At 62.8% G+C, this 25,466-nt stretch carries 29 protein-coding genes; 13 read left to right on the top strand and 16 right to left on the bottom strand.

From position 1 onward, the window contains the following. Nucleotides 1–309 precede the first annotated feature (309 nt). The 6 genes from RPF88_RS21020 to RPF88_RS20995 form a co-directional block, all read right to left on the bottom strand. Nucleotides 310–1,104, bottom strand: a complete 795-nt coding sequence (locus tag RPF88_RS21020) for an SDR family oxidoreductase (protein ID WP_013528365.1) — start codon at nucleotides 1,102–1,104, stop codon at nucleotides 310–312. Nucleotides 1,105–1,138: 34 nt separating this feature from the next. Next, nucleotides 1,139–2,134 carry an inositol 2-dehydrogenase gene (gene iolG / locus RPF88_RS21015; protein ID WP_013528364.1) on the bottom strand — a complete coding sequence of 332 codons (996 nt, stop codon included), beginning with the start codon at nucleotides 2,132–2,134 and terminating at the stop codon, nucleotides 1,139–1,141. Between the two features lie 111 nt (nucleotides 2,135–2,245). Beyond that, nucleotides 2,246–3,013 carry an ATP-binding cassette domain-containing protein gene (locus RPF88_RS21010; RefSeq protein ID WP_023810655.1) on the bottom strand — a complete coding sequence of 256 codons (768 nt, stop codon included), beginning with the start codon at nucleotides 3,011–3,013 and terminating at the stop codon, nucleotides 2,246–2,248. A 2-nt stretch (nucleotides 3,014–3,015) separates the two neighbouring features. Beyond that, on the bottom strand, nucleotides 3,016–4,092 hold the full coding sequence (locus RPF88_RS21005) for an ABC transporter permease (protein ID WP_013528362.1): 1,077 nt from the start codon (nucleotides 4,090–4,092) through the stop codon (nucleotides 3,016–3,018). 114 nt (nucleotides 4,093–4,206) lie between these two features. Then, nucleotides 4,207–5,148 (bottom strand): sugar ABC transporter substrate-binding protein, encoded by a 942-nt coding sequence (locus tag RPF88_RS21000; protein WP_024502009.1) that lies wholly within the window; start codon nucleotides 5,146–5,148, stop codon nucleotides 4,207–4,209. Between the two features lie 300 nt (nucleotides 5,149–5,448). Then, entirely contained in the window at nucleotides 5,449–6,480 is a 1,032-nt protein-coding gene (locus tag RPF88_RS20995; RefSeq protein ID WP_013528360.1) for a LacI family DNA-binding transcriptional regulator, read from the bottom strand. A gap of 170 nt (nucleotides 6,481–6,650) precedes the next feature. On the opposite strand from RPF88_RS20995, the gene RPF88_RS20990 reads away from it, so the two are divergent. The 3 genes from RPF88_RS20990 to RPF88_RS20980 all read left to right on the top strand — a co-directional run bounded on the left by RPF88_RS20990 (nucleotide 6,651) and on the right by RPF88_RS20980 (nucleotide 9,380). Continuing rightward, on the top strand, nucleotides 6,651–7,742 hold the full coding sequence (locus RPF88_RS20990) for a fatty acid desaturase family protein (RefSeq protein WP_337123133.1): 1,092 nt from the start codon (nucleotides 6,651–6,653) through the stop codon (nucleotides 7,740–7,742). A gap of 88 nt (nucleotides 7,743–7,830) precedes the next feature. Continuing rightward, nucleotides 7,831–8,145, top strand: a complete 315-nt coding sequence (locus RPF88_RS20985) for a MocE family 2Fe-2S type ferredoxin (protein ID WP_013528358.1) — start codon at nucleotides 7,831–7,833, stop codon at nucleotides 8,143–8,145. Then, nucleotides 8,142–9,380, top strand: a complete 1,239-nt coding sequence (locus RPF88_RS20980) for an NAD(P)/FAD-dependent oxidoreductase (protein WP_337123132.1) — start codon at nucleotides 8,142–8,144, stop codon at nucleotides 9,378–9,380. Before RPF88_RS20985 ends, RPF88_RS20980 begins: the two co-directional genes overlap by 4 nt. Nucleotides 9,381–9,498: 118 nt before the next feature. Here RPF88_RS20980 and RPF88_RS20975 read toward each other — a convergent pair whose 3' ends face one another. The 6 genes from RPF88_RS20975 to hslV form a co-directional block, all read right to left on the bottom strand. Further along, on the bottom strand, nucleotides 9,499–10,458 hold the full coding sequence (locus RPF88_RS20975) for a DUF1402 family protein (RefSeq protein WP_337123131.1): 960 nt from the start codon (nucleotides 10,456–10,458) through the stop codon (nucleotides 9,499–9,501). Between the two features lie 231 nt (nucleotides 10,459–10,689). Then, nucleotides 10,690–12,000 carry an ATP-dependent protease ATPase subunit HslU gene (gene hslU, locus RPF88_RS20970; protein WP_127384671.1) on the bottom strand — a complete coding sequence of 437 codons (1,311 nt, stop codon included), beginning with the start codon at nucleotides 11,998–12,000 and terminating at the stop codon, nucleotides 10,690–10,692. Between the two features lie 4 nt (nucleotides 12,001–12,004). Next, nucleotides 12,005–12,604, bottom strand: coding sequence for a DUF2585 domain-containing protein (locus RPF88_RS20965; protein WP_442921282.1), 600 nt, complete (start codon nucleotides 12,602–12,604; stop codon nucleotides 12,005–12,007). A 52-nt stretch (nucleotides 12,605–12,656) separates the two neighbouring features. Next, complete coding sequence (locus tag RPF88_RS20960) at nucleotides 12,657–13,817, bottom strand: hypothetical protein (RefSeq protein WP_337123130.1); 1,161 nt, start codon at nucleotides 13,815–13,817, stop codon at nucleotides 12,657–12,659. Beyond that, nucleotides 13,814–14,329 carry a GNAT family N-acetyltransferase gene (locus tag RPF88_RS20955; protein WP_024502003.1) on the bottom strand — a complete coding sequence of 172 codons (516 nt, stop codon included), beginning with the start codon at nucleotides 14,327–14,329 and terminating at the stop codon, nucleotides 13,814–13,816. The genes RPF88_RS20960 and RPF88_RS20955 overlap by 4 nt, the downstream gene beginning before the upstream one ends. After that, nucleotides 14,319–14,870: an ATP-dependent protease subunit HslV gene (gene hslV / locus RPF88_RS20950; protein WP_013528351.1), complete on the bottom strand. Its 552-nt coding sequence runs from the start codon at nucleotides 14,868–14,870 to the stop codon at nucleotides 14,319–14,321. Before hslV ends, RPF88_RS20955 begins: the two co-directional genes overlap by 11 nt. A 242-nt stretch (nucleotides 14,871–15,112) precedes the next feature. Here hslV and hisB point away from each other — a divergent pair, with 242 nt between their 5' ends. The 9 genes from hisB to coaA all read left to right on the top strand — a co-directional run bounded on the left by hisB (nucleotide 15,113) and on the right by coaA (nucleotide 20,994). Beyond that, the gene (hisB, locus tag RPF88_RS20945) at nucleotides 15,113–15,712 is read left to right on the top strand and encodes an imidazoleglycerol-phosphate dehydratase HisB (protein ID WP_063169777.1); all 600 of its coding nucleotides are present in this window, start codon (nucleotides 15,113–15,115) and stop codon (nucleotides 15,710–15,712) included. A gap of 4 nt (nucleotides 15,713–15,716) precedes the next feature. Next, nucleotides 15,717–16,193 (top strand): DUF2628 domain-containing protein, encoded by a 477-nt coding sequence (locus RPF88_RS20940; RefSeq protein WP_337123129.1) that lies wholly within the window; start codon nucleotides 15,717–15,719, stop codon nucleotides 16,191–16,193. Nucleotides 16,194–16,216: 23 nt separating this feature from the next. Beyond that, the gene (gene hisH, locus RPF88_RS20935; RefSeq protein WP_275953224.1) at nucleotides 16,217–16,867 is read left to right on the top strand and encodes an imidazole glycerol phosphate synthase subunit HisH; all 651 of its coding nucleotides are present in this window, start codon (nucleotides 16,217–16,219) and stop codon (nucleotides 16,865–16,867) included. A gap of 86 nt (nucleotides 16,868–16,953) precedes the next feature. Continuing rightward, nucleotides 16,954–17,244: a DUF1330 domain-containing protein gene (locus RPF88_RS20930; RefSeq protein ID WP_013528347.1), complete on the top strand. Its 291-nt coding sequence runs from the start codon at nucleotides 16,954–16,956 to the stop codon at nucleotides 17,242–17,244. A gap of 4 nt (nucleotides 17,245–17,248) precedes the next feature. Next, nucleotides 17,249–17,992: a 1-(5-phosphoribosyl)-5-[(5-phosphoribosylamino)methylideneamino]imidazole-4-carboxamide isomerase gene (gene hisA / locus RPF88_RS20925; RefSeq protein ID WP_013528346.1), complete on the top strand. Its 744-nt coding sequence runs from the start codon at nucleotides 17,249–17,251 to the stop codon at nucleotides 17,990–17,992. Next, on the top strand, nucleotides 17,989–18,825 hold the full coding sequence (locus RPF88_RS20920) for an arginase family protein (RefSeq protein ID WP_337123128.1): 837 nt from the start codon (nucleotides 17,989–17,991) through the stop codon (nucleotides 18,823–18,825). The genes hisA and RPF88_RS20920 overlap by 4 nt, the downstream gene beginning before the upstream one ends. Next, nucleotides 18,822–19,616 carry an imidazole glycerol phosphate synthase subunit HisF gene (gene hisF / locus RPF88_RS20915; RefSeq protein WP_024501998.1) on the top strand — a complete coding sequence of 265 codons (795 nt, stop codon included), beginning with the start codon at nucleotides 18,822–18,824 and terminating at the stop codon, nucleotides 19,614–19,616. Before RPF88_RS20920 ends, hisF begins: the two co-directional genes overlap by 4 nt. A gap of 70 nt (nucleotides 19,617–19,686) precedes the next feature. Further along, nucleotides 19,687–20,010 (top strand): phosphoribosyl-ATP diphosphatase, encoded by a 324-nt coding sequence (locus RPF88_RS20910; RefSeq protein ID WP_063170995.1) that lies wholly within the window; start codon nucleotides 19,687–19,689, stop codon nucleotides 20,008–20,010. Between the two features lie 24 nt (nucleotides 20,011–20,034). Then, entirely contained in the window at nucleotides 20,035–20,994 is a 960-nt protein-coding gene (gene coaA, locus RPF88_RS20905) for a type I pantothenate kinase (protein ID WP_013528342.1), read from the top strand. Here the strand turns inward: coaA and RPF88_RS20900 are convergent. From RPF88_RS20900 to RPF88_RS20885, 4 genes are all read right to left on the bottom strand, one after another. Next, a complete protein-coding gene (locus tag RPF88_RS20900; RefSeq protein WP_127369979.1) occupies nucleotides 20,981–21,610 on the bottom strand; it encodes an alpha-ketoglutarate-dependent dioxygenase AlkB family protein in 630 nt (209 codons plus the stop codon). The two genes, coaA and RPF88_RS20900, sit on opposite strands and share 14 nt — an antisense overlap. A gap of 102 nt (nucleotides 21,611–21,712) precedes the next feature. After that, nucleotides 21,713–22,186 (bottom strand): peptidoglycan-binding protein LysM, encoded by a 474-nt coding sequence (lysM, locus tag RPF88_RS20895; RefSeq protein WP_013528340.1) that lies wholly within the window; start codon nucleotides 22,184–22,186, stop codon nucleotides 21,713–21,715. Nucleotides 22,187–22,276: 90 nt separating this feature from the next. Beyond that, the gene (gene arfB, locus RPF88_RS20890; protein WP_027161031.1) at nucleotides 22,277–22,714 is read right to left on the bottom strand and encodes an alternative ribosome rescue aminoacyl-tRNA hydrolase ArfB; all 438 of its coding nucleotides are present in this window, start codon (nucleotides 22,712–22,714) and stop codon (nucleotides 22,277–22,279) included. An 83-nt stretch (nucleotides 22,715–22,797) separates the two neighbouring features. Next, nucleotides 22,798–24,408, bottom strand: a complete 1,611-nt coding sequence (locus RPF88_RS20885; protein WP_337123127.1) for a phosphoenolpyruvate carboxykinase — start codon at nucleotides 24,406–24,408, stop codon at nucleotides 22,798–22,800. A 343-nt stretch (nucleotides 24,409–24,751) separates the two neighbouring features. On the opposite strand from RPF88_RS20885, the gene RPF88_RS20880 reads away from it, so the two are divergent. Continuing rightward, complete coding sequence (locus RPF88_RS20880) at nucleotides 24,752–25,453, top strand: response regulator transcription factor (protein WP_013528337.1); 702 nt, start codon at nucleotides 24,752–24,754, stop codon at nucleotides 25,451–25,453. Nucleotides 25,454–25,466 lie beyond the last annotated feature (13 nt).

Genomic DNA, 25,466 nt, shown 5'->3' with positions numbered 1-25,466 from the left:
CGGTCAGGTTGATCATGAGGCTCATATAGTCGATGCGGAGGCACTTGTCACGTGCCCTGATGCGGAGACAATTCGGGATGGCCGAAGCACCCAAATTTCGTCATCCCTGGGCGGAGCAGGAGCGAAGCTCCGTCGCGGAGACCCTGGGATCCATTCCGTGACTTTGGCCGAATGGTGCAGCGGAGCAGAATTCCGCACCGCAGCAACGCTCAGAAGTCGCGGCATGGATCCTCGGGTCTGCGCTGCGTCGCTACGCTCCTTGCTCCGCCCGTGGATGACGAAGTGATGGGCGTTTGAGACTCGCCGGCGTTACTCCGGTGACGCCCCCGCAATGCTTTGATCGTAGTCGACCAGCGACCCGGTCATGACACCGGACTGCGGGCTGACCATGTAGCTGATCAGACGGGCAAGCTGGTCCGGCTTGACCAACTGGCCCATCGGCTGCGTCGCTTCGGCCTTCGCCAGCCAGTCGTCCGGCGCGTCGTGCCACTTCTTCTGCACGATGTCCTCGCCTTCCGTGTCCATCCAGCCGGGCAGCACCGCATTGCAGCGGATGCGGTTGTAGCGATAGGCATTGGCGACGTTCTTGGTCAGCGTCATCAGCGCGCCCTTGCTGGTCGAATAGGGCGTCAGGAACGACTGGCCGGTATGCGCCGACATCGACAGCACGTTGACGATCGAGCCGGGCGCCTTCTTCTCAAGGAGATGCGCCACCACGCCCTGCATCAGGAAGAACGGGCCGCGCACATTGGTATCGAAAATCGTATCGAACAACTCTTCGGAGGTTTCGACCAGCGAACCGCGCGCCGAAGTGGCGGCGGCGTTGACCAGCGCGTTGACGGTGCCGAAATGCGAGATCGCGGTGGCGACCGCGCGCTTGCAGTCCGCCACTTTTGACACATCGGCGCTGATGAAAATGGCATCGACGCCGGCTTTCTTGAAATGGGCGACAGCCTTGTCGCCCTTCTCCTGCGAGCGGCCGATGAGCGCCAGTGCCCGGCAGCCCTCATCGGCCAAGGCCTCGGCGACGGCAAAGCCAATGCCTTGCGCGCCGCCGGTGACGATGGCGCGTGTCTGTGAATTGCGATCGGCTGATGCGCTCATCGCTCTGCTCCTGTGGTTTTTCCTAAGGGTTCTCTTACTTGTCGAGACGGACGGTCTTGCCGGTCGTCGCTGATTTCAGCGCTGCGTCGGCCAGTTTCAGCGCCACCAGTCCGTCCGCGCCGCTCGGCGCGGCCTTCTTGCCTAACGTCGCTGCGGCGATGAAAGCAGCGATCTCATTGGCATAGGCGTCGAGATAGCGGGTCATGAAGAAGTCGTGCAGCGGCGGGCGGGTATAGCCCTTCTCGTTGGCCAGTTCGATCGACACCGGGCGCTGGTTCTCGGCCGCGACCATGCCTTTCGAGCCGTGCACCTCGATGCGCTGGTCGTAGCCATAGGTGGCGCGGCGCGAGTTGGAGATGACGGCCTGCTTGCCGGAAGCGGTTTCGAGGATGACACTGACGCTATCGAAATCGCCGGCATCACCAATCTTCTTGTCGACCAGCACCGAGGCATGGGCGCTGACCGCCACGACCTCTTCGCCGAGCAGGAAGCGCGCCATGTCGAAATCATGGATGGTCATGTCGCGAAAAATGCCGCCAGAACGCTTGATGTAGTCGATCGGCGGCGCGCCGGGATCGCGCGAGGTGATGGTGACCATCTCGACGGTGCCGATGGCGCCGTCGTCGATCGCCTTGCGCACGGCGGCGAAGTGTGGATCGAAGCGCCTGTTGAAGCCGACCATCAGCGTCGCCTTGGTCTTCTCGACCACGGCCAGGCATTTCTCGACGCGCTTGACGTCGAGGTCGATCGGCTTCTCGCAGAAGATCGCCTTGCCGGCCTTGGCGAAGCGCTCGATCAGATCGGCATGGGTGTCGGTCGGCGTGCAGATGATGACGGCGTCGATATCTCCGGCTTTCTCGATGTCCTCGATGCTGCGCACCTCGGCGCCATAGGCGCTGGCCAGTTCGGTGGCCGCCTTCTCGAACGCATCGGCAACCGCAACCAGTTTGGCCTGCGGATTGGAGCCGACGGCACGGGCGTGGACCTTGCCGATGCGGCCGGCACCGAGGAGAGCGAAGCGAACGGTCATGGGTATTTCCTCTGGGGAATGGGTTGGAGAGAGTTGTCCGCACCTTGCTTTTGGGGAAAGGTGGCAAGGCTATTTTTCGAGCGCGCCAGAAAACAGGATGACCATCCTGTTTTAGGCCGCGAGTTCCGCCTCCCCGGTCTTGGCGCCGGTGATGTAGGAGACGATATCGTTTCCGTCGGTGTTCTCCTTGCGCAGATTGGCGACGATGCGGCCGCGCCGGAACACGACGATACGGTCGCAGAGATCGAACACCTGGCGCATATTGTGGCTGATCAGGATCAGCGGCTCGCCATTGTCCTTCAGCGTACGCACGATGTTTTCGACCTGGGCGGTCTCCTGCACGCCAAGGGCGGCGGTAGGCTCGTCCATGATGATCAGCTTGGAGGCGAAGGTCGCGGTCCGGGCGATCGCCACGCACTGGCGCTGACCGCCTGACATGTGGCGGATGGTGTTGGACAGATTGGGGATCTTCACCGCCGTGCGGACCAATGCCGCCTCGGTTGCCTTGCGCATGTATTTGCGGTCGAGGATCGAGAACGGGCCGAGGTTGAACAAAACCTTCTCGCGGCCGAGGAACAGGTTCGACGGCACGTCGAGATCGTCGGCCAGCGCCAGATTCTGGAACACGGTCTCGATGCCCGCCGTGCGGGCCTCGATCGGCCCGGCAAAATTCACTTCCTTGCCGTCGAACCAGATCTGGCCGCTGGTGCGCTGCTCGACGCCGGTGATCTGGCGCACGAAGGTCGATTTGCCGGCGCCGTTGTCGCCCATGATGGCGACATGCTCGCCCTTGCGCAGCTCGAAGTTCGCGCCTTCCAGCGCATGCACGCCGCCATAGCGCTTGGTCAGGTTTTCGGTCTTCAGGACGATGTCTGACATGGTCATGCCCTCATTGCCCGCAGGCGTTGGCGCCACTGGTCGAGAACCACCGCACCGACGATGATCACGCCCTTGACCATCTCCTGGTAGTAGGCGTCGAGGCGCAGGAAGGTGAAGCCGGAGATGATGACGCCGAAGATCAGCGAGCCGATTACCGTGCCGATGATCGAGCCGCGGCCGCCCGACAGCGAGACCCCGCCGATGACCGCCATGGCGATGGCGTCGAGTTCGTACATCACGCCCATGCCGGACTGCGCGGTCAGGTTCTTGGAGCTCAGCACCACGGCGGCGAGCGCGGCGAGAATGCCGGCGATGACGTAGACCAGGATCTTGTGATTGGCGATCTTGATGCCGGACATGCGCGCGGCGTCCTCGTTGGAGCCGATCGCGTAACAGTGCTTGCCGTACCTCGTATAGGTCATGATCAGCTGGAACAGGATGGCCAGCGACAGGAAGATGACGACCGGCATCAGGCCTTTGCCGATGCTGGCGAAACTCTCGGTGGGAAACGAGATCGGCTGGCCCTTGGACCACCATTTGGCGATGCCGCGTGCGGTCACCATCATGCCGAGCGTGGCGATGAACGGCGGAATGCGCGTGTAGGCGATCAGCGCGCCATTGACCAGGCCGGCGAAGAGGCCGCAGGCGATCGCCACCAGCAGCGGCACGATGACAGGCAGGTCGGTCCAGCCCTGCGCCAGGAACATCGCCTTGGGATTGGGGTTGCCGTTGACCGTCGCCACCTGGGCGAAGCTCATGGCGATCATGGCGGTCGCGCCGACGATCGAGCCCGAGGACAGGTCGATGCCGCCGGTGATGATGACCTGTGTCACGCCGATGGCGATGATGCCGACGATCGACACCTGCAGGATGATGATCTGCAGGCGCGCTTCGTTGAAGATGCCGCCGACATCGCTGCGTGTGTTGAACAGGAAGCTGTCGCCGAGAAAGATGCGGCCGATCAGTTCGAAGATGACGACGAGAATGACCAGGGCCAGGAAAACATTGAACTCGGCCGGCCATGTGCGCTTCTTCGCATCATAACCGACGCCGCCGACGCCATGAGATGTCTGTGCCACGTATTCTGTCCTCCATCAGCCGCGGTCGCCCTCGCGCCGTGCCGGCGCTGAGGGAGAGAGGGGAGCGGCGCTGTCTTGATCGAGAGCGCCGCTCCGTATCGAACCGCTGGCGGCTCAGTTCTTCTTCAGGAACTTGTCGATGTTGGCTGGCGTCACCAGCTGGAAGGGCACGTAGACCTTGTGCTCGACCTTCTCGCCCTTGGAGAGCTTGAGCGCCGCATCGAGAGCGCCGGCGCCCTGGCCGGCGGCGTCCTGGAACACGGTTACGTCGAGGTCGCCCGCCTGCATGGCCGCCAGCGCGTCCTGGGTGGCATCGACGCCGCCGACGACAACCGCCTTCATGTCGATGTTGCCGGCCTTCATCGCCTGGATGGCGCCGATGGCGCTTTCGTCATTGTTGGCGATGACGCCGTCGAACGGCTTGCCGGTCGACAGCCAGTTGGTCATCAGGTTCTGCGCCTCGTCGCGGTTCCAGTTCGACGTCTGCTTGTCGATGATCTTGATGAAGCTGCAATCCGGCGTCGCGATCACGTCGTCGATGTCCTTGGTGCGCTGCACAGCGGCCTGGTTGGAAAGCTCGCCCATGATCACATAGACATTGGCTTCCTTCTTGCCGGCTTCCTTGAACAGGCGGCAGACTTCCTTGGTCTCGAGCGTGCCGGAATCGGCTTCGTTCGAGGCGACGAAGGCCTGGTTGTCGGGCAGCGTGTCGACATTGACCGGCTCGCGGTTGACATAGACCAGCGGGATCTTGGCTGCGGCGGCGGCATCCGACATCGCCTGCGTGGCCGAAGTGTCGACCGGGTTGACGATGATGGCGTCGACGCCCGAAGCGGCGAAGTTCTTGATCTGGTCAAGCTGCTTGGCAACGTCGTTCTGCGCGTCCTCGACCTGCAGCTCGACGCCGCTCATACCCTTGGCCTGCTCGATCATGCCGTTCCGCAGCACGGTCAGGAAGTTGTCGTCGAACTTGGCCATCGACACGCCAACCTTGGCGGCCAGAGCGGATGAACTCATCAGCGCCGCGAAGGCGACGCCTAAAATCAATTTCTTCATTGTGTTTCTCCTCCACATATTGGTGTCCGGTTTCACCGATTTATCCGGAATCCCCGATCTCCCCGGGGAATCTCTCCCTGATGTCATTTCTATTCCGGGTGACGCTTGCCGTTGGCTGGAACGTCAAACCCTCTGTTTGAAACAGATATTCCGGAACGAAAGAACCAAAATATACAGATGATGAAATATTTATTCCATTTCACATCGGGGCGTCAAGGGCGATTCCGCGGCCTGCGGGCCGATTTACGCATCGCTCTGATGGATTCTATCATTTGCCTCGGCACCTCGCGCGGCGGCTGGCTAGATGTTTTCCGGCAGATAGATGTCGAAGGGCAGAAAGGTCTGGCCCGGAGCGTTGGCGGCGCCGGTTTCGATGGCATGCGCCATCAGGTCGACGAGCTCACGGCATAAAGCAGCGAGCGGGGTCGAGATCACCATGGTGAGGATGTTGTCGGCGAGTGCCGCGCGCGACTCGGCGTTGATCTCGTTGCAGACGACCACCGGCATAGTCGCGGGCTTCGCTGCCCGCAGCGCCGAGACCGCGCCTTCCATGCCACCGCCGGCGACGTAGCAGCCGGCAAGATCCGGATAGCGCGCCAGAAGATCGATCATCGCGTCATGGGTCACCTGGTTGGCTTCCAGATTGACCAGCGTTTCAAGCACGCTGAACTCCGGCGCATGCTCGCGGAAGAAGGAGCGAAAGCCGATCTCGCGCAGCTCATGGCCGTGGAAGCGGTGGCTGCCGACGAAGAGGGCGACCTTGCCGGGCCGCTTGGCTGCCTTGGAGATCATCCATGCGGCGGTGCGCCCGACCTTGCGGTTGTCGAGGCCGATATAGCCCTCCCGGATGCCGGCGGCAAAATCGGACAGCACCGAAAAGACCGGCTGCCCTCTCGCCTTCAAGGTTTCCACGACGGCTGTCAGGGTCGGATGGTCCGGACCGACAACGGCGATGGCCCTCGATTTCGCCGCCAGCCTGCGCATCTGCAAGGCGATCTCGTCGGGAGCCAGGGAGCTGGCGAAATCGATGCTCGCAACGCCGCGGAAGCGCTGCGATTGCGAGATGGCCAGTTCGAGTTCCCGCGCGAAGTCACCGTAGAAGGCATCGTTGCCCCGCAGCAGCAGGAAGCCCAGGCGGTACTCCGGCAACTCCTGGCGCATGCGCTGCTTGATAAGGCCGGCGGCGTGGTAGCCGATGTCGGTAGCGGTCTCGTAGACGCGGCGCGCTGTCTCTTCGCGCACCGGCAGCCGGTTGTTCAGCACGCGGTCGACGGTGGCGACACTGACGCCCGAGATGCGCGCCAGATCGGATATTGTCGGCCGCTTCACCATGCTTGCCTCGTCGGGTTTGCTCGAGCCCTCCGTACATCATTCTGATGGGAAATGATAGAAACTATCTTTATGATGTTGAGTCTATCATCGGTCGGCGTTACTTTGACGCCTGAAGCCAAGGGATTTCATGGCATTCGCTCTGGCGGATGCCTTTGCCGAGGGAGGCAATCATGTCCACTGCGCCGTCCCGGCGTGACTACAGCCTGATCGGCCGCGACGCCAAGCTCGCCGTCGAGACCGGCCTGTCGGCGGCCGAGTGGTATCACACCGACGTACCGCGCAAGCAGATGAAGGAGCTGATGCAGCGCTCCGACGGGCCGGCGATCCGCGATACGGCGATCTGGTTCGCCGCCCTGATCGTCAGCGGCGCCGGCGGCGCCTGGCTCTGGGGCACATGGTGGTGCGTGCCGTTCTTCTTCGTCTATGGCGTGCTCTACGGCTCCTCGACGGATTCACGCTGGCACGAATGCGGTCACGGCACCGCCTTCCGCACGCAATGGATGAACGATGCGGTCTATCAGATCGCCTGCTTCATGATCATGCGCAATCCGGTTACCTGGCGCTGGAGCCACACGCGCCACCACACCGACACCGTCATCGTCGGCCGCGACCCGGAAATCTCGGTCATGCGGCCGCCGGATCTGGTTCGCGCCATGCTGGGCTTCGTCGGCGTGCTCGACGCCTGGCATGCGATGAGCGATATGCTTCGCAACGCCGCCGGCACCGTCAGCGCCGCCGAAAAGACCTTCATTCCAGAACAGGAACAGCCCAAGGCGATCCGCGTCGCCCGCATCTGGACGGCGATCTATGCCGCCACCGTCGGGCTGGCGCTCTACACCGGTTCGTTCCTGCCGCTGATGCTGGTCGGCCTGCCCAGGCTCTACGGCGCCTGGCACCATGTCATGGTAGGGCTGCTGCAGCATGGCGGCCTGGCCGACAATGTCACCGACCACAGGCTGAACAGCCGCACCGTCTACATGAACCCGATCAGCCGCTTCATCTACTGGAACATGAACTACCATGTCGAGCATCACATGTTTCCGATGGTGCCCTATCATGCGCTGCCGAGGCTGCACGAACTGATCAAGCACGATCTGCCGGAAGCGACACCGTCGATCCTGGCCGGCTACCGCGAGATGATCCCGGTCTTCCTGCGCCAGCTGCGCAACGAGGACTATTTCCTCAAGCGCGAGCTGCCGCCGACCGCACGGCCATATCGCGAGGAATTCCACAACGACACTATCGCCGCCGCGGCGGAATGATCGTGCTTCCATTCGATCCAGACTGTTTATTTAACGCAATTCCGGACGGAAAACCGCTGCGCACTTTTTTGCTTTTGGGAGGACTTGAATGAGCGACTGGGTCGAGGCCTGCGCCACCGGCGACATAGACGAGGAGGATGTGATGCGCTTCGACCATGGCGGCCGCACCTTCGCCATCTATCGCAGCCCCGACGACGAGTTCTTCGCCACCGACGGCCTTTGTACGCATGAAAAGGTGCACCTGGCCGACGGGCTGGTGATGGATGACATCATCGAATGCCCCAAGCACAATGGGCGCTTCAACTACAAGACGGGTGACGCCCGCGGCGCCCCGGTCTGCATCAATCTCAAGACCTATCCGGTCAAGGTCGATGCCGGCAAAGTCCTGATCCAGATCGGATGACCGGTATGGCGGGGGGGATGCTCATCATCGGCGCCGGCGAATGCGGCGGGCGGGCGGCATTGGCGCTGCGCGACCTCGATTATCAGGGGCCGGTGACGCTGGTCGGCGACGAGCCGCATCTGCCCTATGAGCGCCCGCCTCTGTCCAAGGAGGCGATGGCCAGCGATGCGCCCGAGATCAAGGCGATCGCCAGCGACGCAATTCTGGCCGAGAAATCGATCCGGCATGTCCATTCCGTCCAGGCCGTCGCGATCGATCGCGCGGCGCATACTGTGCGCCTGTCGGACGGATCGGTCCTGCCTTACGACAAGCTCCTGCTGGCAACCGGTTCGACGCCGCGCAAGCTGCCGATGCCGGGCCTGGGTCCGCGCTGCGTCTATCTCAGAACCTTCGCTGATGCGCTCGCCATTCGCGCGCATCTCACCCCCGGCAACCGTATCGCCATCATCGGCGGCGGCTTTATCGGCCTCGAACTCGCCGCCGCGGCCCGCAAGCTCGGTGCCGCGGTCACCGTCATCGAGGCGCAGCCTCGAATCCTGATGCGCGGCGTGCCGGCGGAGATCGCGGAAATCATCCATGAGGCGCATGTCGCCGAGGGCGTCGACATCCTGTGCGGCGACGGCATCGCGTCCATCGCCGACGATGGCAACGAGGTGCGCGTCACCCTTGCCGGCGGACGGGAGATATCAGCCGACCTCGCGATCATCGGCATCGGCGCCGTGCCGGTGACCGGGCTTGCGGCCGAAGCGGGGCTGACGATCGACAATGGCATTGCAGTCGATGCCGAGCTGCGCAGCAGCGATCCCGACATCTTTGCCGCCGGCGATTGCTGCTCGTTTCCGCTCGCCGTCTATGGCGGCCGCCGGGTGCGGCTGGAAGCCTGGCGCAACGCCCAGGAACAGGGCGCGCTGGCGGCCAGGAACATGCTCGGCGCCGACGAGGCGCATGCGGCGGTGCCGTGGTTCTGGTCGGATCAGTATGGTTTGTCCCTGCAGATCGCCGGGCTCCCCGACGAGGGCAAAAACACCGTGCGCCGCGATCTCGGCAACGGCGCCTTCATCCTCTTCCATCTGGCTGAAGACGGCAGGCTGGTCGCGGCGAGCGGCATCGGCCCCGGCAACGCGGTCGCCCGCGACATCAGGCTGGCCGAAATGCTGATCGCCAAGCGGGCCAAGCCGGCGCCGGAAGCGCTGGGCTCGCAGGACGTGAAGCTGAAGTCGTTGTTGGCGGCCTGAGTCTACGCTCCCCCTTTTTTGGGTCGCTGCGCAGCTGCGGGATGGGAGTGCGGCACCGCCCCTAACCTTCGGTCCGACCTGCCCTACAAGGGGGAGGTAAAGGCTCTGAACCCCAGCCCTAAAACAGCGCCTTCAGCTCCGGCAGTTTGTCGTTCACCAGCCAACCATAATAATTCTCTTCCGGCAGCTTTTCGGGCTCACCGGCGGCGCGGCGCCTGTCGTTCTCCGCCTTCAGGGCATAGGCGCGCTGCTCCGGATTGCCGACATTGTAGAGCGTGGCGGTCAGCCCCGGATTGCCCGAAATGTCGAAGCCGGCAATGCCTTTATAGGCATCGATCGATTTCCTGATCGTCGCGGCGACGTAGGGCAGCGTCAGGTCGGGATCCATGATGGTCTTGTAGACCGAATTGGGATCGCCGACGTCGAGCTTGGGCAGGCCCGAAACCTTGTGCACCAGATCGCTCATCTGCAGGGCGGTCAGCGGATTGAGCTGGCCGAGGCCGAAGGTCTGGCCGGCATAATAAGGCTGGAAGAAGGTGGCGCCGAAGCGGTCGTCGGGAAAGCTGGTCCCGCCGACCGACTTGCCGCGAAACGAACGGTTCCACACCTGTTCGCGGCATTCCCACAGATCGTAGCTGTCGGACATCCCCGCGCATTTCTTGAATTCCGGCCGCTGGACGAAGTCGGTGATGTCCTCGCCGTCATAGGCGAAGGACAGCTTGCTGGAGAGATAGGAGATCGCCTTGACATAGTAGGTCTGCAGCCGGTCATAAGCATCGACGTTGTAGGTGTGCTCGCCGACGATGGCGCCGACGATGTGCAGGGGATCGATGCCGTAGGCGGCCGCCGCCTTCCTGATCTTGCCGCGCAATTCGGCGTCGTTCTGCAGCAGGGCATAGACCTTGCGGTACTTCGCCTGGAAGCTGGTGTTGGTGGCCTGCGTACGCCGGCTGGAGGCGCCGGGAATGTCGGGCTGCACGGCATTGCGATTTCCCGGCGGCACCAATGTCGCTGCCTCGGCGGCGAACAGCGTCGCCGCCAGCGTCAAGCCGAGAATGACCAGGATCAGTTTTTTCATGCACCCGCCGCCCAAGCAATTCCAGGAAAAGTGTGAAACGGTTTTCCGGAATTGCGTCAACCAAGAGATCGAGAATTGCCGCGCAAACTAGGTAAAGCTCTTGGTCGAGTCGAGAGCGCCCCTTCACCCGGCAGGACGAAAGGTGGCCAGATGGTACCATCTGGCCACACATGATTTTGCTTGCCGGAAAATGTTGCCTGGACCGGCGCCGGAACGTTTCGGCGCCGTCGTTTAAAGGATGAACCGCGACAGGTCGGTATTCCTGGACAGATCGCCGACATGCTTTTCGACATAGGCGGCGTCGATAGTGACGCTCGTTCCGTTGCGGTCGGGCGCATCGTAGGAGATTTCGTCCAGCACCCGCTCCATCACCGTCTGCAGGCGCCTGGCGCCTATGTTCTCGACGCTGGCGTTGAGATCGACGGCGATGCCGGCGAGCGAATCGATGGCGTCTTCGGTGAAGGTCAACTCGACGCCCTCGGTCTTCATCAGCGCGATATACTGCTTGATCAGGCTGGCCTCGGTCTCGGTCAGGATGCGCACGAAATCGTCCTTCTCCAGCGCCCGCAGTTCGACGCGGATCGGCAGGCGGCCCTGCAATTCCGGCAACAGGTCGGACGGCTTCGAGACGTGGAAGGCGCCGGAGGCGATGAACAGGATGTGATCCGTCTTCAACGGTCCGTATTTGGTCGCCACCGTGGTGCCTTCGACCAGCGGCAGCAGGTCGCGCTGCACGCCTTCGCGCGAGGGCCCGCCGGAAATGTCCGATCTCGCCGCGATCTTGTCGATCTCGTCGAGGAAGACGATGCCGTCGTTTTCCGCGGCATCGAGCGCCCGGCGCACCACCTCGTCCTGATCGAGCAGCTTGTCGGACTCGTCATTGACCAGCAGGTCGTAGGACTCCTTCACCGTCGTCTTGCGCATCTTGGTTTTCTTGCCGCCCATCGCCTTCGACAGCATGTCGTTGATGTTCAGCACGCCGATATTGGCGCCCGGCATGCCGGGGATTTCAAATCCGGGCATGCCGCCGCTGCCGGTGTCGGCAACCTCAACCTCGATTTCCTTGTCGTCGAGCTCGCCGTCGCGCAGCTTCTTGCGGAAACTGTCGCGGGTGGCCGGGCTCGCCGTCTTGCCGACCAGTGCTTCCAGCACACGTTCCTCGGCGTTGATGTGGGCGCGCGCCTTGACGTCCTCACGCATCTTCTCGCGCACCAGGCCGATGGCGATCTCGACCAGGTCGCGGATGATCTGCTCGACATCGCGGCCGACATAGCCGACTTCGGTGAACTTGGTCGCCTCGACCTTGACGAAGGGCGCACCGGCCAGCCGCGCCAGGCGGCGCGAGATTTCCGTCTTGCCGACGCCGGTCGGCCCGATCATCAGGATGTTCTTGGGCATCACCTCTTCGCGCATCTGGCCTTCCAGCTGCTGGCGGCGCCAGCGGTTGCGCAAGGCAATGGCCACGGCGCGCTTGGCGTCCTTCTGGCCGATGATGAAGCGGTCGAGTTCCGAAACGATTTCGCGGGGCGAAAATGTGCTCATATCACTAAATTCCACTTTGCCACTGCTTGATGGCCTCGAACGGATGCAGCAGCATGATCACGTTGAGTGTCAGATTGTCCCGGATGAGGTAGCCGGTGCCGAGTTCGAAGATGATGGCGAGGCTGACGATCACCCATATAGGTAGCCTTCGCGCCATCACAAATCCCAGCACCATGGCCAGTGTGTCCGACACCGAATTGATGATGCTGTCGCCATAGTAATCGAGCGAAATGGTGCCGGCGCGGTAGCGGTCGATGATGAACGGGCTGTTTTCCAGCAGCTCCCAGCCGCCCTCGATGAAGACGGCGAACGCCAGCCTCAGGCCGATCGGCGAACGCGGGAACAGGAACCGCGCCAGCGCATAGAACAGGAAGCCGTGGATGATGTGCGAGAACGTGTACCAGTCCGAAATGTGCTGGGAATTCTCCGAACTGTTCACCACGCTATGCCAGAGCTTGACGTAGCCGCAGGTGCAGATCGGCGTCCGCCCCATGCCGTAGAGCGCCCCGGCCTGGAAGATGACCAGGGCAAGCACCAGCAGAAGCCCCATCCGCCAGCTGTCTTCGTAGGCCGAATAGCTGTTTTCCGTGGCCGGTGTCGTCATCGGTTCATTCCCCCTCGTTTCGCGTCGCCGTCTCGACCATCACAAAGCCCTGTCACGCCTTCAGCGGCGGTAGCCGGCGGATCACGGCCGCCGGCAAGGTGGGGTTGACCACAATCCGCCGGATACGCTGCCAGCCGGCCCCGAACAGAATAATCAGCGCGCCAACAACGACCAGGATCAAGGCAAAAGGCGGGATGCCCGTCGAATCGGAGGCGGAATTCACCAGATAATAGATGCCCAGCGAGCCGAAGTAAGCCAATGTAGGAACCAGAAGCGAACGGCGGTCTATGGCCAGCGCGACATAGAGGAAGCCAAGGATCAGAATCGTCAGCATGATGGTTGCATTGGCATCCGGCGCGATATGTCCGAATACGACGTTTTGGCCGGTTGCCATGATAAAGAGCGGATGCACCAGCATCGGCGCCGAGACGACATGCAGCCAGAAAGCGCAATCGGACCAGATCTTGCGTCGATCCCTGTCGTAAATGTCAAAAGCGACACCCGTTGCGAACACGATCAGGCCGCAGATCAGCGGCATGTAAAGGGCCGCGCGAAGCAATTCGGGAACGTCCTCGAGGCGCGGCGGCGCAATCGCGCCGGTTGTCACGCTGTCATACAGGATTATCGCCGTTTGCAGGAAGGCAAGCAGTGTGAAGGCGATGGCGATGGTCCCGGCAATGATGGGGACGCGAAAGCGCCGGAAATAGATCGCCGCCGCGATTATTCCTCCGCCCAGGAACAGATATCCGGCCCGGGACGCCGTCTGGCGCAACGCCAATAGCTGCCAGATGGTTTCCGGCTTGCGTATGCCGAAGCTGGCCTCCACTTGCAGCGCCAGAGCGGCCAGAATGGCGGCCATGAAAATCAGGGCAAGCACGGACGACGATAGCTTCATCCGGTGCTGACGCGTGACGATTTCGGCGAGCCCCCAGGCGAAAACCGCAAGGATGCCGGCGATCCAGAATGTCTGGCCTGGAAGCAAGGTGGTGAGGACAAAGAAGAAGCCGGCGCTGAGCAGAACGGTTCCCACGGTGACGAACAGATCGTTGCCGCCGCCGACCAGCCGCAGGTTTTCCTCGTCACTCTCATCATCGGCGCGCCTGGCCTCGGGGGCGAGAGCGACAGCGCGTTCCATGGCCTCCAACTGATCGCGCAAGGTCTGCGAGATCAAACCTTTCGCGACTGCCTTGTCGAGGGTTTCGGCGCTGATCAATTGGGCTCCTGCGTCGCGTCGCGCGCCATCATCAGGGCTGGCCCGTACTCCGATGTTCTGGTGTCAAAGGCAACAAAGCCGGCCTTTTCGTAGGCGCGGATCGCCCTGACATTGGCGGGATCCGGGTCGATGATGACGCGCGGAACACCTTCCTCGAAAAGCTGTTCGACAAATTGGCGCACGATCGCCGAGCCATGGCCACGCCCGACCAGCTCCGGCACGCCGATCGACACGTCGATGCCGAGCGTGCCGAACGGCTGGTCGGCGTAGGGGTGGTCGTCTTCCAGATGCGGGTCGTAGCTCTGCAGATAGGCGATCGGCTTGCCGTCGAGCTCGACGATCAGCGGCTCGACGGAAATCGAGTCGATATGATCGCTAATCCCGGCGATTTCCGTCTCCGGATCGTCCCACCACTCTGCAACATGCGGCTGGGCAAGCCAGCCGGCGATCATCGGCAGGTCTTTCTCCGTCACCGGCCGAAAATCATAGGTCACCACCTCTTCAGGCGGCATCGAGCGTTTCGACGACGAAATTGTTGTTGGTGTAGACGCAGATGTCGGATGCGATCTGCATCGCCTTGCGGGCGATCTCCTCGGCATCCTTGTCGCTGTCCATCAGCGCGCGGGCCGCGGCCAGCGCGTAATTGCCGCCCGAACCGATGGCCATGACGCCGAATTCGGGTTCGAGCACGTCGCCGGTGCCGGTCAGCGCCAGCGAGACTGACTTGTCTGCCACCAGCATCATTGCTTCCAGCCGGCGCAGATAGCGGTCGGTGCGCCAGTCCTTGGCGAGCTCGACGCAGGCGCGCGTCAGCTGGTCGGGATATTGTTCGAGCTTGGCCTCGAGCCGCTCCAGAAGCGTGAAGGCGTCGGCGGTGGCGCCGGCGAAACCGGCAATCACATTGCCGCCCTTGCCGATGCGGCGCACCTTCTTGGCGTTGCCCTTCATGATGGTCTGGCCAAGGCTGACCTGGCCGTCGCCGGCGATCACCACCTTGTTGCCCTTGCGCACCGTCACGATGGTCGTGGCGTGCATGGTCAGTTCATTGGACATTTCTTGGGCTCCGAGCAGCGCCATCCCGGTAAGGCGATTGGCGCGGTACGAGTAACTTTGATCGGCCATATGTATGCATGGGGCCGGTGATTGCAAATCGCTCTCTGGCAAGGCCGATACCGATGCCGGAGGCAACTGGCAATCGCCGGATCATGCTGCTAGAAGGCTTTCGTTTTCAAGCCTGCGAGCGCTTGAAGCCTCTGAGCCGGTCACGATGTGAACCTCTGGACAAGGATAGAGTGATGCCGCCCCGTTCCGCCGAAGCGAGCCGTAAGACCAAGGAAACCGACATCTCCGTGTCGGTCCATGTCGACGGTTCCGGCAAGTCGGATATCGCCACGGGGGTCGGCTTCTTCGATCATATGCTGGACCAGCTGTCGCGCCATTCCCTGATCGACATGACGGTCAGGGCCAAGGGCGACCTGCATATCGACGATCACCACACGGTCGAGGACACCGGCATTGCGCTCGGCCAGGCCTTGACCAAGGCGCTCGGCGAGCGGCGCGGCATCATGCGCTATGCCTCGATCGACCTTGCCATGGACGAGACGCTGACGCGCGCGGCGATCGACGTCTCCGGCCGTCCCTTCCTGGTCTGGAACGTTTCGTTCTCGTCGCCGAAGATCGGCACCTTCGACACCGAACTGGTGCGCGAGTTCTTCCAGGCGCTGGCGCAGAATGCCGGCATTACGCTGCATGTCACCAACCACTATGGCGCCAACAACCATCACATCGCCGAGACCTGCTTCAAGGCGGTGGCGCGCGCGCTGCGCGCTGCTCTCGAACGCGATCCGCGCCAGCCGGATGCGGTTCCCTCCACCAAGGGATCGTTGAAGGGATAAGGCCATGGCCACCTACGTCGTGATGGAACCGCCAGGCCGCAGCGAAAAGGCTGATGCGACGGCCTTTGTCCGCGATGGCTTCACCTGGCTGGGCCTCCTGGTGCCGCCGCTATGGTTCGCCTGGCATCGGCTGTGGATCGAAGCAGCACTTGCCTTCGTCGTCATGGGCCTGCTTTCGATGCTGGGCCAGAAGCTCGGCCTTGGTCTGGCTGGGTCGCTGCTGTCGTTGCTGGTTTCGCTCTATGTCGGCCTGGAAGGGCAAGGCCTGCGCATCGCGGCACTTCGCCGGCGTGGTTGGCACGAGTGGGGCGCGGTCGAAGCCGGTTGGCTCGACGATGCCGACACACGCTATGCGCTGGAGGCGGAAGCGCTTGCCGATGAGGTTGTGCCGGCGCCGCGCATGGTCCCCGATGCTGCCTTCGCGCGGCCAGCGCAGCCGGGCATTGCGCTGGGGCTGACCCACATACCGGGAAGAAACTGACATGACTCCGGGAAGAAGCTGATATGCGGGTTGCGATCATCGACTACGGCTCGGGCAATCTGCGCTCGGCCACCAAGGCTTTCGAGCGCGCCGCGCGCGAAGCCGGCATCGCGGCGCAGATCGACCTGACGGCCGATGCCGAGCGGGTGCGCACGGCCGATCGCATCGTCCTGCCCGGCGTCGGCGCCTATGCCGATTGCGCGGCCGGCCTGCAGGCCGTCGAAGGCATGTGGGAAGCCGTCGGGGATGTCGCGATCGTCAAGGGCCGGCCTTTCCTCGGCATCTGCGTCGGCATGCAACTGATGTCGCAGCGCGGCCTTGAAAAGACAATTACCGAGGGCTTCGGCTGGATATCGGGCGACGTCAAGGAGATCATGCCTTCCGATCCGGCGCTGAAGATCCCGCAGATCGGCTGGAACACGATCGAACTCAAACGCCAGCATCCACTGTTTGCCGGCATTCCCACGGGGACCAACGGGCTGCACGCCTATTTCGTGCACTCCTACCACCTCGATGCGCGCAAGCCGGACGAAGTGCTGGCGGTCGCCGATTATGGCGGCCCGGTGACGGCGGCCGTCGCCCGCGACAATCTCGTCGGCACGCAATTCCACCCGGAAAAGAGCCAGGCGCTGGGCCTCGCCCTGATCACCAATTTCCTGCGCTGGAGGCCCTAGAGCATGATCCCGAAAAGTGGACCCCGGTTTTCTCGGACAAACGGTCCCGTTTGTCCCGAGATCATGCTCAAGCAAAGGGGAAACCGATGAGCAAGAAGGGTTACTGGATGGCGATGGTCGAGGTGACCGATCCGGAAAACTATCCGCTATACATTGCCGCCAACAAAGCGGCTTTCGACAAATATGGCGCAAAATTCCTGACCCGCGGCGGTCAGTCGTCGAGCCCGGAAGGGTCGTCGGGCAATCGCCATGTCATCATCGAGTTCGAGAGCTACGCGGTCGCACTCGCCTGCTTCCATTCGCCCGAATACCAGGCGGCGCTGAAGTTCCGACGTCTCTATTCGACATCGCATTTCGCCATTGTGGAAGGCGCCTGAACGGATGATCCTTTTCCCCGCCATCGATCTCAAGGACGGCCAGTGCGTGCGCCTGAAGCACGGCGACATGGCCACCGCGACCATCTACAACGATGATCCTGCAGCGCAGGCGCGGGCCTTCGAGCAACAGGGCTTCGAATGGCTGCATGTCGTCGACCTCAACGGCGCTTTCCAGGGCCAGAGCGTCAACAGCGCGGCGGTCGGCGCCATCCTCAAGGCGACGAAGAACCCTGTGCAGCTCGGCGGCGGCATCCGCACGCTGGCGCAGATCGAGGACTGGCTCGATCGCGGGCTGGCCCGTGTCATCCTCGGCACGGTGGCAGTGCGTGACCCGGACCTGGTCAGACAGGCCTGCAAGGCGTTTCCGGGCAAGGTCGCCGTCGGCATCGACGCCAAGGGCGGCAAGGTCGCCGTCGAGGGCTGGGCCGAGGCGTCGAGCCTCGGCGTCGTCGAACTGGCGAGGAAATTCGAGGGCGCCGGAGTCGCCGCCATCATCTACACCGATATCGATCGCGACGGCGTTTTGACCGGCATCAACTGGGACGCCACCATCGATCTCGCCGATGCCGTATCGATCCCGGTCATCGCGTCGGGCGGCCTCGCCTCGATCGCCGACATCGTGCGCATGACCATGCCCGATGCGCAAAAGCTCGAAGGGGCGATCTCCGGGCGCGCGCTCTATGACGGCCGCATCGATCCGGCCGAGGCCCTGGCGATCCTCCAGGGCAGGGCGGAGACGCGGACGTGAAAATCTCCATCATCCTGGCCTCCTACGACAGCGGTCATTACCATGGCGGCATGGGCCAGGGCCCGGACGCGCTGATATCAGGCGGGCTCGTCGACGCGCTGACCATGGCCGGCCATGACGTTACGGTGGAAGACATCGGCAGGGTCGGAGACATCCAGGAGCGCGAGATCGCCACCGGCTTTGCTGTCTGCAACGCGGTTGCGACCGAGGTTCGCCTTGCCCGTGACGCCGGTCGGTTTCCCATCGTCCTTGCGGGAAATTGCCTGACATCAGCCGGTGCGGTCGCTGGCGAGGACGCCGATGCGATCTTCTGGGCCGACCAGCATGGCGACCTCAACACGCCCGAGACATCGGCATATGGCTTTCTCGACGGCATGGCGCTGGCGACGGTGCTTGGCCTGTGCTGGAGGCCGATGGCGTCGGCCATTCCCGGCTTCAAGCCGATCGATCCGTCGCGTTGCGTGCTCGTCAACGCGCGCGATCTCGATCCGGACGAGAAGCGGCTGCTGGAGACGCTGCCGATCGTGCGGACGGAATGCTCCGGAGTGGCCCAGGCGACCGAAAGACTGAAGATCGCCGGCGCCAAACGCGTGCACATGCACCTCGACATGGACGTGCATGATCCCCGCGAGTTGCAGGCCAACCGCTATATCACTTCGGGCGGCCCGAGCCCGGAGCAGTTGCGCGACGCCACTTGCGCCATGGCGATTGCGGTGCCGGTCGTCGGCATCACCGTCTCCGCCTACGACCCGGCTTTCGACGCGCAGGCCGATGTGCCGCCGCTGGTCGGTCAATTGCTGAACGATCTCATCGCCACGATAGAGGGCCGCTGATGCTGAAAGCCCGTGTCATCCCCTGTCTCGACGTCAAGAACGGCCGTGTCGTCAAGGGCGTCAACTTCGTCGATCTCGTCGACGCCGGCGATCCGGTCGAGGCGGCCAAGGCCTATGACGCGGCCGGCGCCGACGAGCTTTGCTTCCTCGACATCACTGCTTCGTCGGACAATCGCGAAACCATCTTCGACGTCATCGCACGCACCGCCGAACAATGCTTCATGCCGCTGACCGTCGGCGGCGGCGTGCGCCAGGTCGCCGACATCAGGAAGCTGCTCTTGGCCGGCGCGGACAAGGTGTCGATCAACACGGCGGCGGTGAAGAACCCGGATTTCGTTGCCGAGGCCGCCGACAAGTTCGGCAACCAGTGCATCGTCGTCGCCATCGACGCCAAGAAAGTGTCCGCCACCGGTGAGGCCGACCGCTGGGAAATCTTCACCCATGGCGGGCGCGAAAAGACCGGCATCGACGCGGTCGAGTTCGCGCGGAAAATGGTCGATCGCGGCGCCGGCGAGATCCTGCTGACCTCGATGGATCGCGACGGCACCAAGGCCGGCTACGACATCGCGCTGACCCGCGCGATATCAGACGCCGTGCGCGCGCCGGTCATCGCTTCCGGCGGCGTCGGCACGCTCGACCACATGGTCGAAGGCATTCGCGACGGCCATGCCGGCGCGGTGCTGGCCGCGTCCATCTTCCATTTCGGTACCTACACGATAGCGCAGGCCAAGGCGCATATGGCCGCCGCAGGGCTGCCGATGCGGCTGGACTCTGTGAATAATCGGCCCTAAAGCATGATCCCGAAAAGTGGGAACCGGTTTTCGGAAAAGATCATGCCTAAACAAGCAGATAGATGGCGCCATGGCTGAGTTTTCGCTGTCAGATCTTGAAGAAACCATCAGGGAACGCGCCCATTCCGGCGACCCGGACTCGTGGACGGCAAAACTGTTCGCGCGCGGCATCGACAAGGCGGCGCAGAAACTCGGCGAGGAAGCGGTCGAGACGGTGATTGCCGCCGTCAAGGGCGACAAACAGGCCCTCGTTTCGGAAAGTGCCGATCTTATATATCATTGGCTCGTCGTTCTCGGCCTCTCGGGGGTTTCGCTGAGCGACGTGCTCAAGGAGCTCGAAGGCCGCACCCGGCGTTCGGGCATCGCCGAGAAGGCGTCACGGCCCAAGGGCTGACCGCGAGGAAGGGCAGGTATCTCGATGGATCAGCTCGCGCCGACCGAGAAGTATTCCCCGTTTCGCTTCTTCTCCGCCGAGCAATGGTCGCAATTCCGCGCCGACACGCCGCTGACGCTGAGCGCGGACGAATTCCGCCGCCTGCGGTCGCTCAACGATCCGGTCGATCTCGAAGAGGTCACGCGCATCTATCTGTCGCTGTCGCGGCTGTTGTCGGCTCATGTCGAAGCTAGCCAGCTGCTGTTTCGGCAACGCCAAGCCTTCTTCAACGCGGTCGACGTGGTCAAGACGCCCTTCATCATCGGCATCGCCGGTTCCGTCGCGGTCGGCAAATCGACCACCGCACGCGTGCTGAAGGAGCTTTTGGCGCGCTGGCCGTCGAGCCCCAAGGTCGATCTCATCACCACCGACGGCTTCCTGCTGCCCAACGAGGTCCTGCGCCGCGAGAACCTGATGGAGCGCAAGGGTTTTCCAGACAGTTACGATGTCGGCGCGCTGCTGCGCTTCCTGTCGGGCATCAAGTCGGCGCTGCCCGATGTCCGCGCGCCGGTCTATTCGCACCTCACCTATGACGTCATTCCCGGCGAGTTCGTCACCATCGACCGGCCCGACATATTGATCTTCGAAGGCATCAATGTCCTGCAGCCCGGCAAGCTGCCGCAGGACGGCAAGATCGTGCCTTTCCTGTCGGACTTCTTCGACTTCGCCATCTACATCGATGCCGACGAGAAGCTGATCCACAACTGGTACATTTCCCGCTTCATGCGGCTGCGTGAGACCGCATTCCGCAATCCGGACTCCTTCTTTCACCGCTACTCGCAGCTGTCGGAGGGTTCGGCGCGCGCCATCGCCGAAGGCCTGTGGACCAACATCAATTTGAAGAATCTGCGCGAGAACATCCTGCCGACGCGGGCCCGCGCCGACTTGATCCTGCGCAAGGGGGCCGACCACCTGATCGAGGAAGTGGCGCTCAGGAAGCTGTGACGGCCGGCTTCGTCACCCGTCGCAATGTCAGATTGATCCGCCCACCGTTTTTCAGCAGCGCCGAGGTCGAGGGATAGATCCGATCGACGCCGTGAAAGCACAGCCGCCCCTCGCCGCCGAGCACCACGACATCACCGCTTTGCAGCCTGAACGACTTGGTGGCGCCATCACGCGTGGTCTGGCCAACCCGGAACAGGCAGTCGTCGCCGAGCGAGACGGAGACGACCGGCGCCGAAAAATCGGTCTCGTCGCGGTCCTGATGCAGGCCCATCTTCGCATCCGCCGTGTAGAAATTGATCAGGCACGCTTCCGGCGGATGCGGATAGCCCGAGACCTCGCGCCACAGGTCGAGCAGCGCATCCGGAATTGGCGGCCAAGGTTCCCCGGTTAGCGGATGCGCCGGCTGGTAACGATAGCCGTGCTCCTTGTCGGTAACCCAGCCCAGCGGCCCGCAATTGGTCATGCGCACGCTCATCTCCTTGCCGGTGCGCGGCATGGCCGGCACGAACAGCGGCGCCTGCTGCACGATCCGTCTCACCTCGTCGACCAGTTCTTCCTGCACGGTGCGTGACAGGTAAGCCGGCATGTGGCGGACGCCTTTGGGCAGAACGAGCACGGATTCGATCGCCTCTTGGATGGTTCGGAACCGTAAAATGTCACGATCAAATGAAAACGGCGACCCGAAAGCCGCCGCTCTTGTCGAATTGGCAGTCGCCGATCAGGCGAGGTCGGGGATGCGCAGCACCTGGCCCGGATAGATCTTGTCGGGATGGGTCAGCATCGGCTTGTTGGCCTCGAATATGACCGTGTTCTTGACGCCTTGGCCCTTGCCGTAGCTTTTCTCGGCGATCTTCCAGAGATTGTCGCCCTTCTTCACGGTGTAAAAGGTGGGCTCCTTGGCCGGGGCGGCGGCCGTGCCGGGTGCTGGCGCGACCTGTAATTCGTCCGCCTGCACCTTGGAGACGCCGAGTGTGTTGCCGACGGCGATGACCGCCTTCTCGAAAATCGACTGGTCCTTGACCACACCCTTCAGCACCGCCGTGTCGCCGTTGACGACGACCTCGACGCCATCGGTGCCGAGCTTGTGCGAATCGAGCTCCTTCTTGAGTGTGTCGGCCGTGGGTGCGGCTTCGTCGTCACCGCCGATGCCCAGTTTCTTGCCGACACTCTTGACGAAATCGAACATGCCCATCGTTGGTCTCCATTGCTGTGGTGGGTGATCGCAGCTTGCCATCTGCAACCCAGAATTGGAAGCCACCCGCGCGTTGCAGCTTCGCGGTGCTCAATCGTTCTCCACCCGGCCGCGCAGTTTCTTGATCGTGCCGCGCCCGGCCTTGCTCTTCAGCCGCCGTTCCACGGCACCTTTCGACGGCCGCGTCTTCTTGCGCGGCGGCGGTGGCGGCTCGGCGGCCTTGGCGACCAATGCCGTCAGCCGTGCCCGCGCATCCGCCCGGTTCTGTTCCTGGGTGCGGAAGCGGCCCGCTTCGATGACGATGACGCCGTCCTTGGTGGCACGCTGGCCGGCAAGCTTGATCGTCCGCTCGCGCACGCGCTCCGACAGACCCGCTGCGTTGGCGGCGTCGAAGCGCAGTTGCACCGCCGTCGCCACCTTGTTGACGTTCTGGCCGCCGGGACCGGACGAGCGGATGAAATCCTCGTGCAGGTCGCCCGGATGGATCACCGCATCGCCTGATATGAAGATATTGTCGTCGCTCGCCATGCCGCAGTCATGGCGCGGCGGATCGAAAAAGAAAAGGCCCGATCGAACCGGGCCTTTCAACGAAGCTGAACCCCGTAGCGCGATTACTCCGCCGCTTCCTGCATGCGCGGCGCCGCACCCAGCACCACGGCATCGACATGGCTTTCGAATTTCTCGAAATTGATGGCGAACATGCCGACCAGCCTTGCCGCCTGCCGGTCATAGCCGGCCTTGTCGGCCCAGGTGGAGCGCGGGTCGAGAATGGCGCTGTCGACGCCTCGAACCGCCACCGGCACCTCGAAACCGAAATGAGGGTCGGTGCGGAACTCGGCCGTCTTGAGCGAGCCGTCGAGTGCGGCGGCAAGCAAGGCGCGCGTCGCCTTGATCGGCATGCGCTTGCCGGTGCCGTAGGCGCCGCCGGTCCAGCCGGTGTTGACCAGCCAGCAATCGGCGCCGTGGCGGGCAATCAGCTCGCGCAGCAAATTGCCGTATTCCGATGGATGGCGCGGCATGAACGGTGCGCCGAAACAGGTCGAAAACGTCGCTTCGGGCTCGGTCACGCCCTTTTCGGTTCCGGCCACCTTGGCGGTGTAGCCGGAGAGGAAATGATACATCGCCTGCGCCGGGGTCAGCCGCGCGATCGGCGGCATCACGCCGAACGCATCGGCGGTCAGCATGATGATGTTCTTCGGATGGTTGGCGCGGCCGGTCTTGCTGGCGTTGGGGATGAAATCCAGCGGGTAGGCGCAGCGTGTGTTTTCGGTCAGCCTTCCGTCGTTGAAATCCGGCACGCCATCAGCGTCGAGCACGACATTTTCCAGCACCGTGCCGAAGCGCTGCGTGGTGGCGAAGATTTCCGGCTCGGCTTCCGCCGACAGCTTGATCGTCTTGGCGTAGCAGCCGCCTTCGAAATTGAAGATGCCGTGGGGTCCCCAGCCATGCTCGTCGTCGCCGATCAGCGTGCGCGAGGGATCGGCCGAGAGTGTTGTCTTGCCGGTGCCGGACAGGCCGAAGAAGATGGCGGCGTCGCCGGCCATACCCTCGTTGGCCGAGCAATGCATCGGCATCACGCCTTTCGCCGGCAGCAGATAGTTGAGCATGGTGAACACCGACTTCTTCATCTCGCCGGCATAGGAGGTGCCGCCGATCAGCACGATCTTGCGCGTGAGATCCACGGCGATCACCGTTTCGGTGCGGCTGCCGTGGCGGGCGGGATCGGCGCGGAAGGACGGCAGGTCGATGATCGTCATGTCAGGCACGAAATGCTTGAGCTCGGCGGCATCGGGACGAATGAGCAGATTGCGGATGAACAGCGAGTGCCAGGCAAATTCGGTGACCACCCTGGTCGGCAGCTTCAGCTCCGCATCGGCGCCGCCGATCAGGTCCTGGACGTATAGATCCTTGTCCGCGGCATGCGCCTGGAAATCAGCGAGCAGCGTGTCGAACTGGGCTTGTGAAATTGCCTTGTTGTTGTCCCACCAGACGTGCGGTTCGGTGTCACTGTTGCGGACGACAAACTTGTCCTTGGGCGAGCGGCCGGTGTGCTGGCCTGTTTCGGCGACCAGCGCGCCATGTGCCGTCAAGCGGGCTTCGCCGCGCCGGATCGAGTCCTCATAAAGGGCAGCCGCACCGAAATTATAGCGCACCACGCCGGTGGTTTTCAGGCCGATATGATCGATCGCGCAGGCGGAATTGCGTTTGCCGACTTCCGACATCGAGTGTCCCTCTTGGATTTGCCGCATCTTTGCCGGCACCTTCCCGGCACGCCCACCACGCGGGCTGAGATGGTCAGAACCAGAAAAGCCAAATGATATCAAATCATTAATCGATTTAAATATTTTGAAAGTTGTTTAAATCGTTTATATGTGCAAAAAGTTTCGTGGTTGCCCAAAGGATTGGCGATGTACGTTCGTCCAATCCATGTCGAGGTAGGATTGTGGCCGCCGGCATGCCGCGCGTGACAGCGGACAAGGCCTATGCCACATTTTGTACCTAATTTGTCCTGCAAAAGCCCCTTCTCTACGACAGAAGGGACAGCTCATGAGGGAGCCGCTTGAAATGGCAACAATCGCGCTTGTCGATGACGACCGCAACATTCTGACATCGGTGTCGATCGCCCTGGAATCCGAGGGGTATCGCGTCGAGACCTACACGGATGGTGCGTCGGCGCTGGAAGGCCTGGCGGCACGCCCGCCGAACCTTGCCATCCTCGACATCAAGATGCCGCGCATGGACGGCATGGAACTGCTGCGCCGGATGCGCCAGAAGTCCGACCTGCCGGTGATCTTCCTGACCTCCAAGGACGACGAGATCGACGAATTGTTCGGCCTCAAGATGGGCGCCGACGATTTCATCCGCAAACCCTTCTCACAGCGCCTGCTGGTCGAGCGCGTGCGCGCCGTGCTGCGCCGCGCCAGTGCCCGCGAGGCCGCCGCCAAGACACCCAGCCAGCAGGCCCGCTCTCTCGAGCGCGGCCAGCTCGTCATGGACCAGGAGCGCCACACCTGCACCTGGAAAGGCGAGCCGGTGACGCTCACCGTCACCGAGTTCCTGATCCTGCATTCGCTGGCGCAGCGTCCCGGTGTAGTAAAAAGCCGTGATGCGCTGATGGATTCGGCTTATGATGAACAGGTCTATGTCGACGACCGCACCATCGACAGCCACATCAAGCGGCTGCGCAAGAAGTTCAAGGCCGTCGACGACGACTTCGAGATGATCGAAACCCTTTACGGAGTCGGATACCGGTTCCGCGAAGCATAAGTAGCAGGGCCTG

Source organism: Mesorhizobium sp. ISC11 (assembly GCF_037162595.1).
Taxonomy (GTDB): Bacteria; Pseudomonadota; Alphaproteobacteria; order Rhizobiales; family Rhizobiaceae; genus Mesorhizobium; species Mesorhizobium ciceri.
The sequence above is the reverse complement of the archived record's forward strand: the minus strand, read 5'-3'. Positions and strand labels throughout refer to the sequence as shown.

What these genes read in the sequence shown, in the direction of transcription:
- arfB (WP_027161031.1), bottom strand. Translation starts at nt 22,714, where the DNA reads ATGGCGAGCGACGACAATATCTTCATATCAGGCGATGCGGTGATCCAT.
- coaA (WP_013528342.1), top strand. Translation starts at nt 20,035, where the DNA reads ATGGATCAGCTCGCGCCGACCGAGAAGTATTCCCCGTTTCGCTTCTTC.
- RPF88_RS21000 (WP_024502009.1), bottom strand. Translation starts at nt 5,148, where the DNA reads ATGAAGAAATTGATTTTAGGCGTCGCCTTCGCGGCGCTGATGAGTTCA.
- RPF88_RS20955 (WP_024502003.1), bottom strand. Translation starts at nt 14,329, where the DNA reads ATGCCGCCTGAAGAGGTGGTGACCTATGATTTTCGGCCGGTGACGGAG.
- RPF88_RS20995 (WP_013528360.1), bottom strand. Translation starts at nt 6,480, where the DNA reads ATGGTGAAGCGGCCGACAATATCCGATCTGGCGCGCATCTCGGGCGTC.
- RPF88_RS20910 (WP_063170995.1), top strand. Translation starts at nt 19,687, where the DNA reads ATGGCTGAGTTTTCGCTGTCAGATCTTGAAGAAACCATCAGGGAACGC.
- RPF88_RS20885 (WP_337123127.1), bottom strand. Translation starts at nt 24,408, where the DNA reads ATGTCGGAAGTCGGCAAACGCAATTCCGCCTGCGCGATCGATCATATC.
- hslV (WP_013528351.1), bottom strand. Translation starts at nt 14,870, where the DNA reads ATGTCCAATGAACTGACCATGCACGCCACGACCATCGTGACGGTGCGC.
- hslU (WP_127384671.1), bottom strand. Translation starts at nt 12,000, where the DNA reads ATGAGCACATTTTCGCCCCGCGAAATCGTTTCGGAACTCGACCGCTTC.
- iolG (WP_013528364.1), bottom strand. Translation starts at nt 2,134, where the DNA reads ATGACCGTTCGCTTCGCTCTCCTCGGTGCCGGCCGCATCGGCAAGGTC.
- RPF88_RS20975 (WP_337123131.1), bottom strand. Translation starts at nt 10,458, where the DNA reads ATGAAAAAACTGATCCTGGTCATTCTCGGCTTGACGCTGGCGGCGACG.
- RPF88_RS20980 (WP_337123132.1), top strand. Translation starts at nt 8,142, where the DNA reads ATGACCGGTATGGCGGGGGGGATGCTCATCATCGGCGCCGGCGAATGC.
- RPF88_RS21010 (WP_023810655.1), bottom strand. Translation starts at nt 3,013, where the DNA reads ATGTCAGACATCGTCCTGAAGACCGAAAACCTGACCAAGCGCTATGGC.
- RPF88_RS20965 (WP_442921282.1), bottom strand. Translation starts at nt 12,604, where the DNA reads ATGACGACACCGGCCACGGAAAACAGCTATTCGGCCTACGAAGACAGC.
- RPF88_RS20880 (WP_013528337.1), top strand. Translation starts at nt 24,752, where the DNA reads ATGGCAACAATCGCGCTTGTCGATGACGACCGCAACATTCTGACATCG.
- RPF88_RS20930 (WP_013528347.1), top strand. Translation starts at nt 16,954, where the DNA reads ATGAGCAAGAAGGGTTACTGGATGGCGATGGTCGAGGTGACCGATCCG.
- RPF88_RS20985 (WP_013528358.1), top strand. Translation starts at nt 7,831, where the DNA reads ATGAGCGACTGGGTCGAGGCCTGCGCCACCGGCGACATAGACGAGGAG.
- hisB (WP_063169777.1), top strand. Translation starts at nt 15,113, where the DNA reads ATGCCGCCCCGTTCCGCCGAAGCGAGCCGTAAGACCAAGGAAACCGAC.
- hisA (WP_013528346.1), top strand. Translation starts at nt 17,249, where the DNA reads ATGATCCTTTTCCCCGCCATCGATCTCAAGGACGGCCAGTGCGTGCGC.
- RPF88_RS20990 (WP_337123133.1), top strand. Translation starts at nt 6,651, where the DNA reads ATGTCCACTGCGCCGTCCCGGCGTGACTACAGCCTGATCGGCCGCGAC.
- hisH (WP_275953224.1), top strand. Translation starts at nt 16,217, where the DNA reads ATGCGGGTTGCGATCATCGACTACGGCTCGGGCAATCTGCGCTCGGCC.
- lysM (WP_013528340.1), bottom strand. Translation starts at nt 22,186, where the DNA reads ATGGGCATGTTCGATTTCGTCAAGAGTGTCGGCAAGAAACTGGGCATC.
- RPF88_RS20940 (WP_337123129.1), top strand. Translation starts at nt 15,717, where the DNA reads ATGGCCACCTACGTCGTGATGGAACCGCCAGGCCGCAGCGAAAAGGCT.
- RPF88_RS21020 (WP_013528365.1), bottom strand. Translation starts at nt 1,104, where the DNA reads ATGAGCGCATCAGCCGATCGCAATTCACAGACACGCGCCATCGTCACC.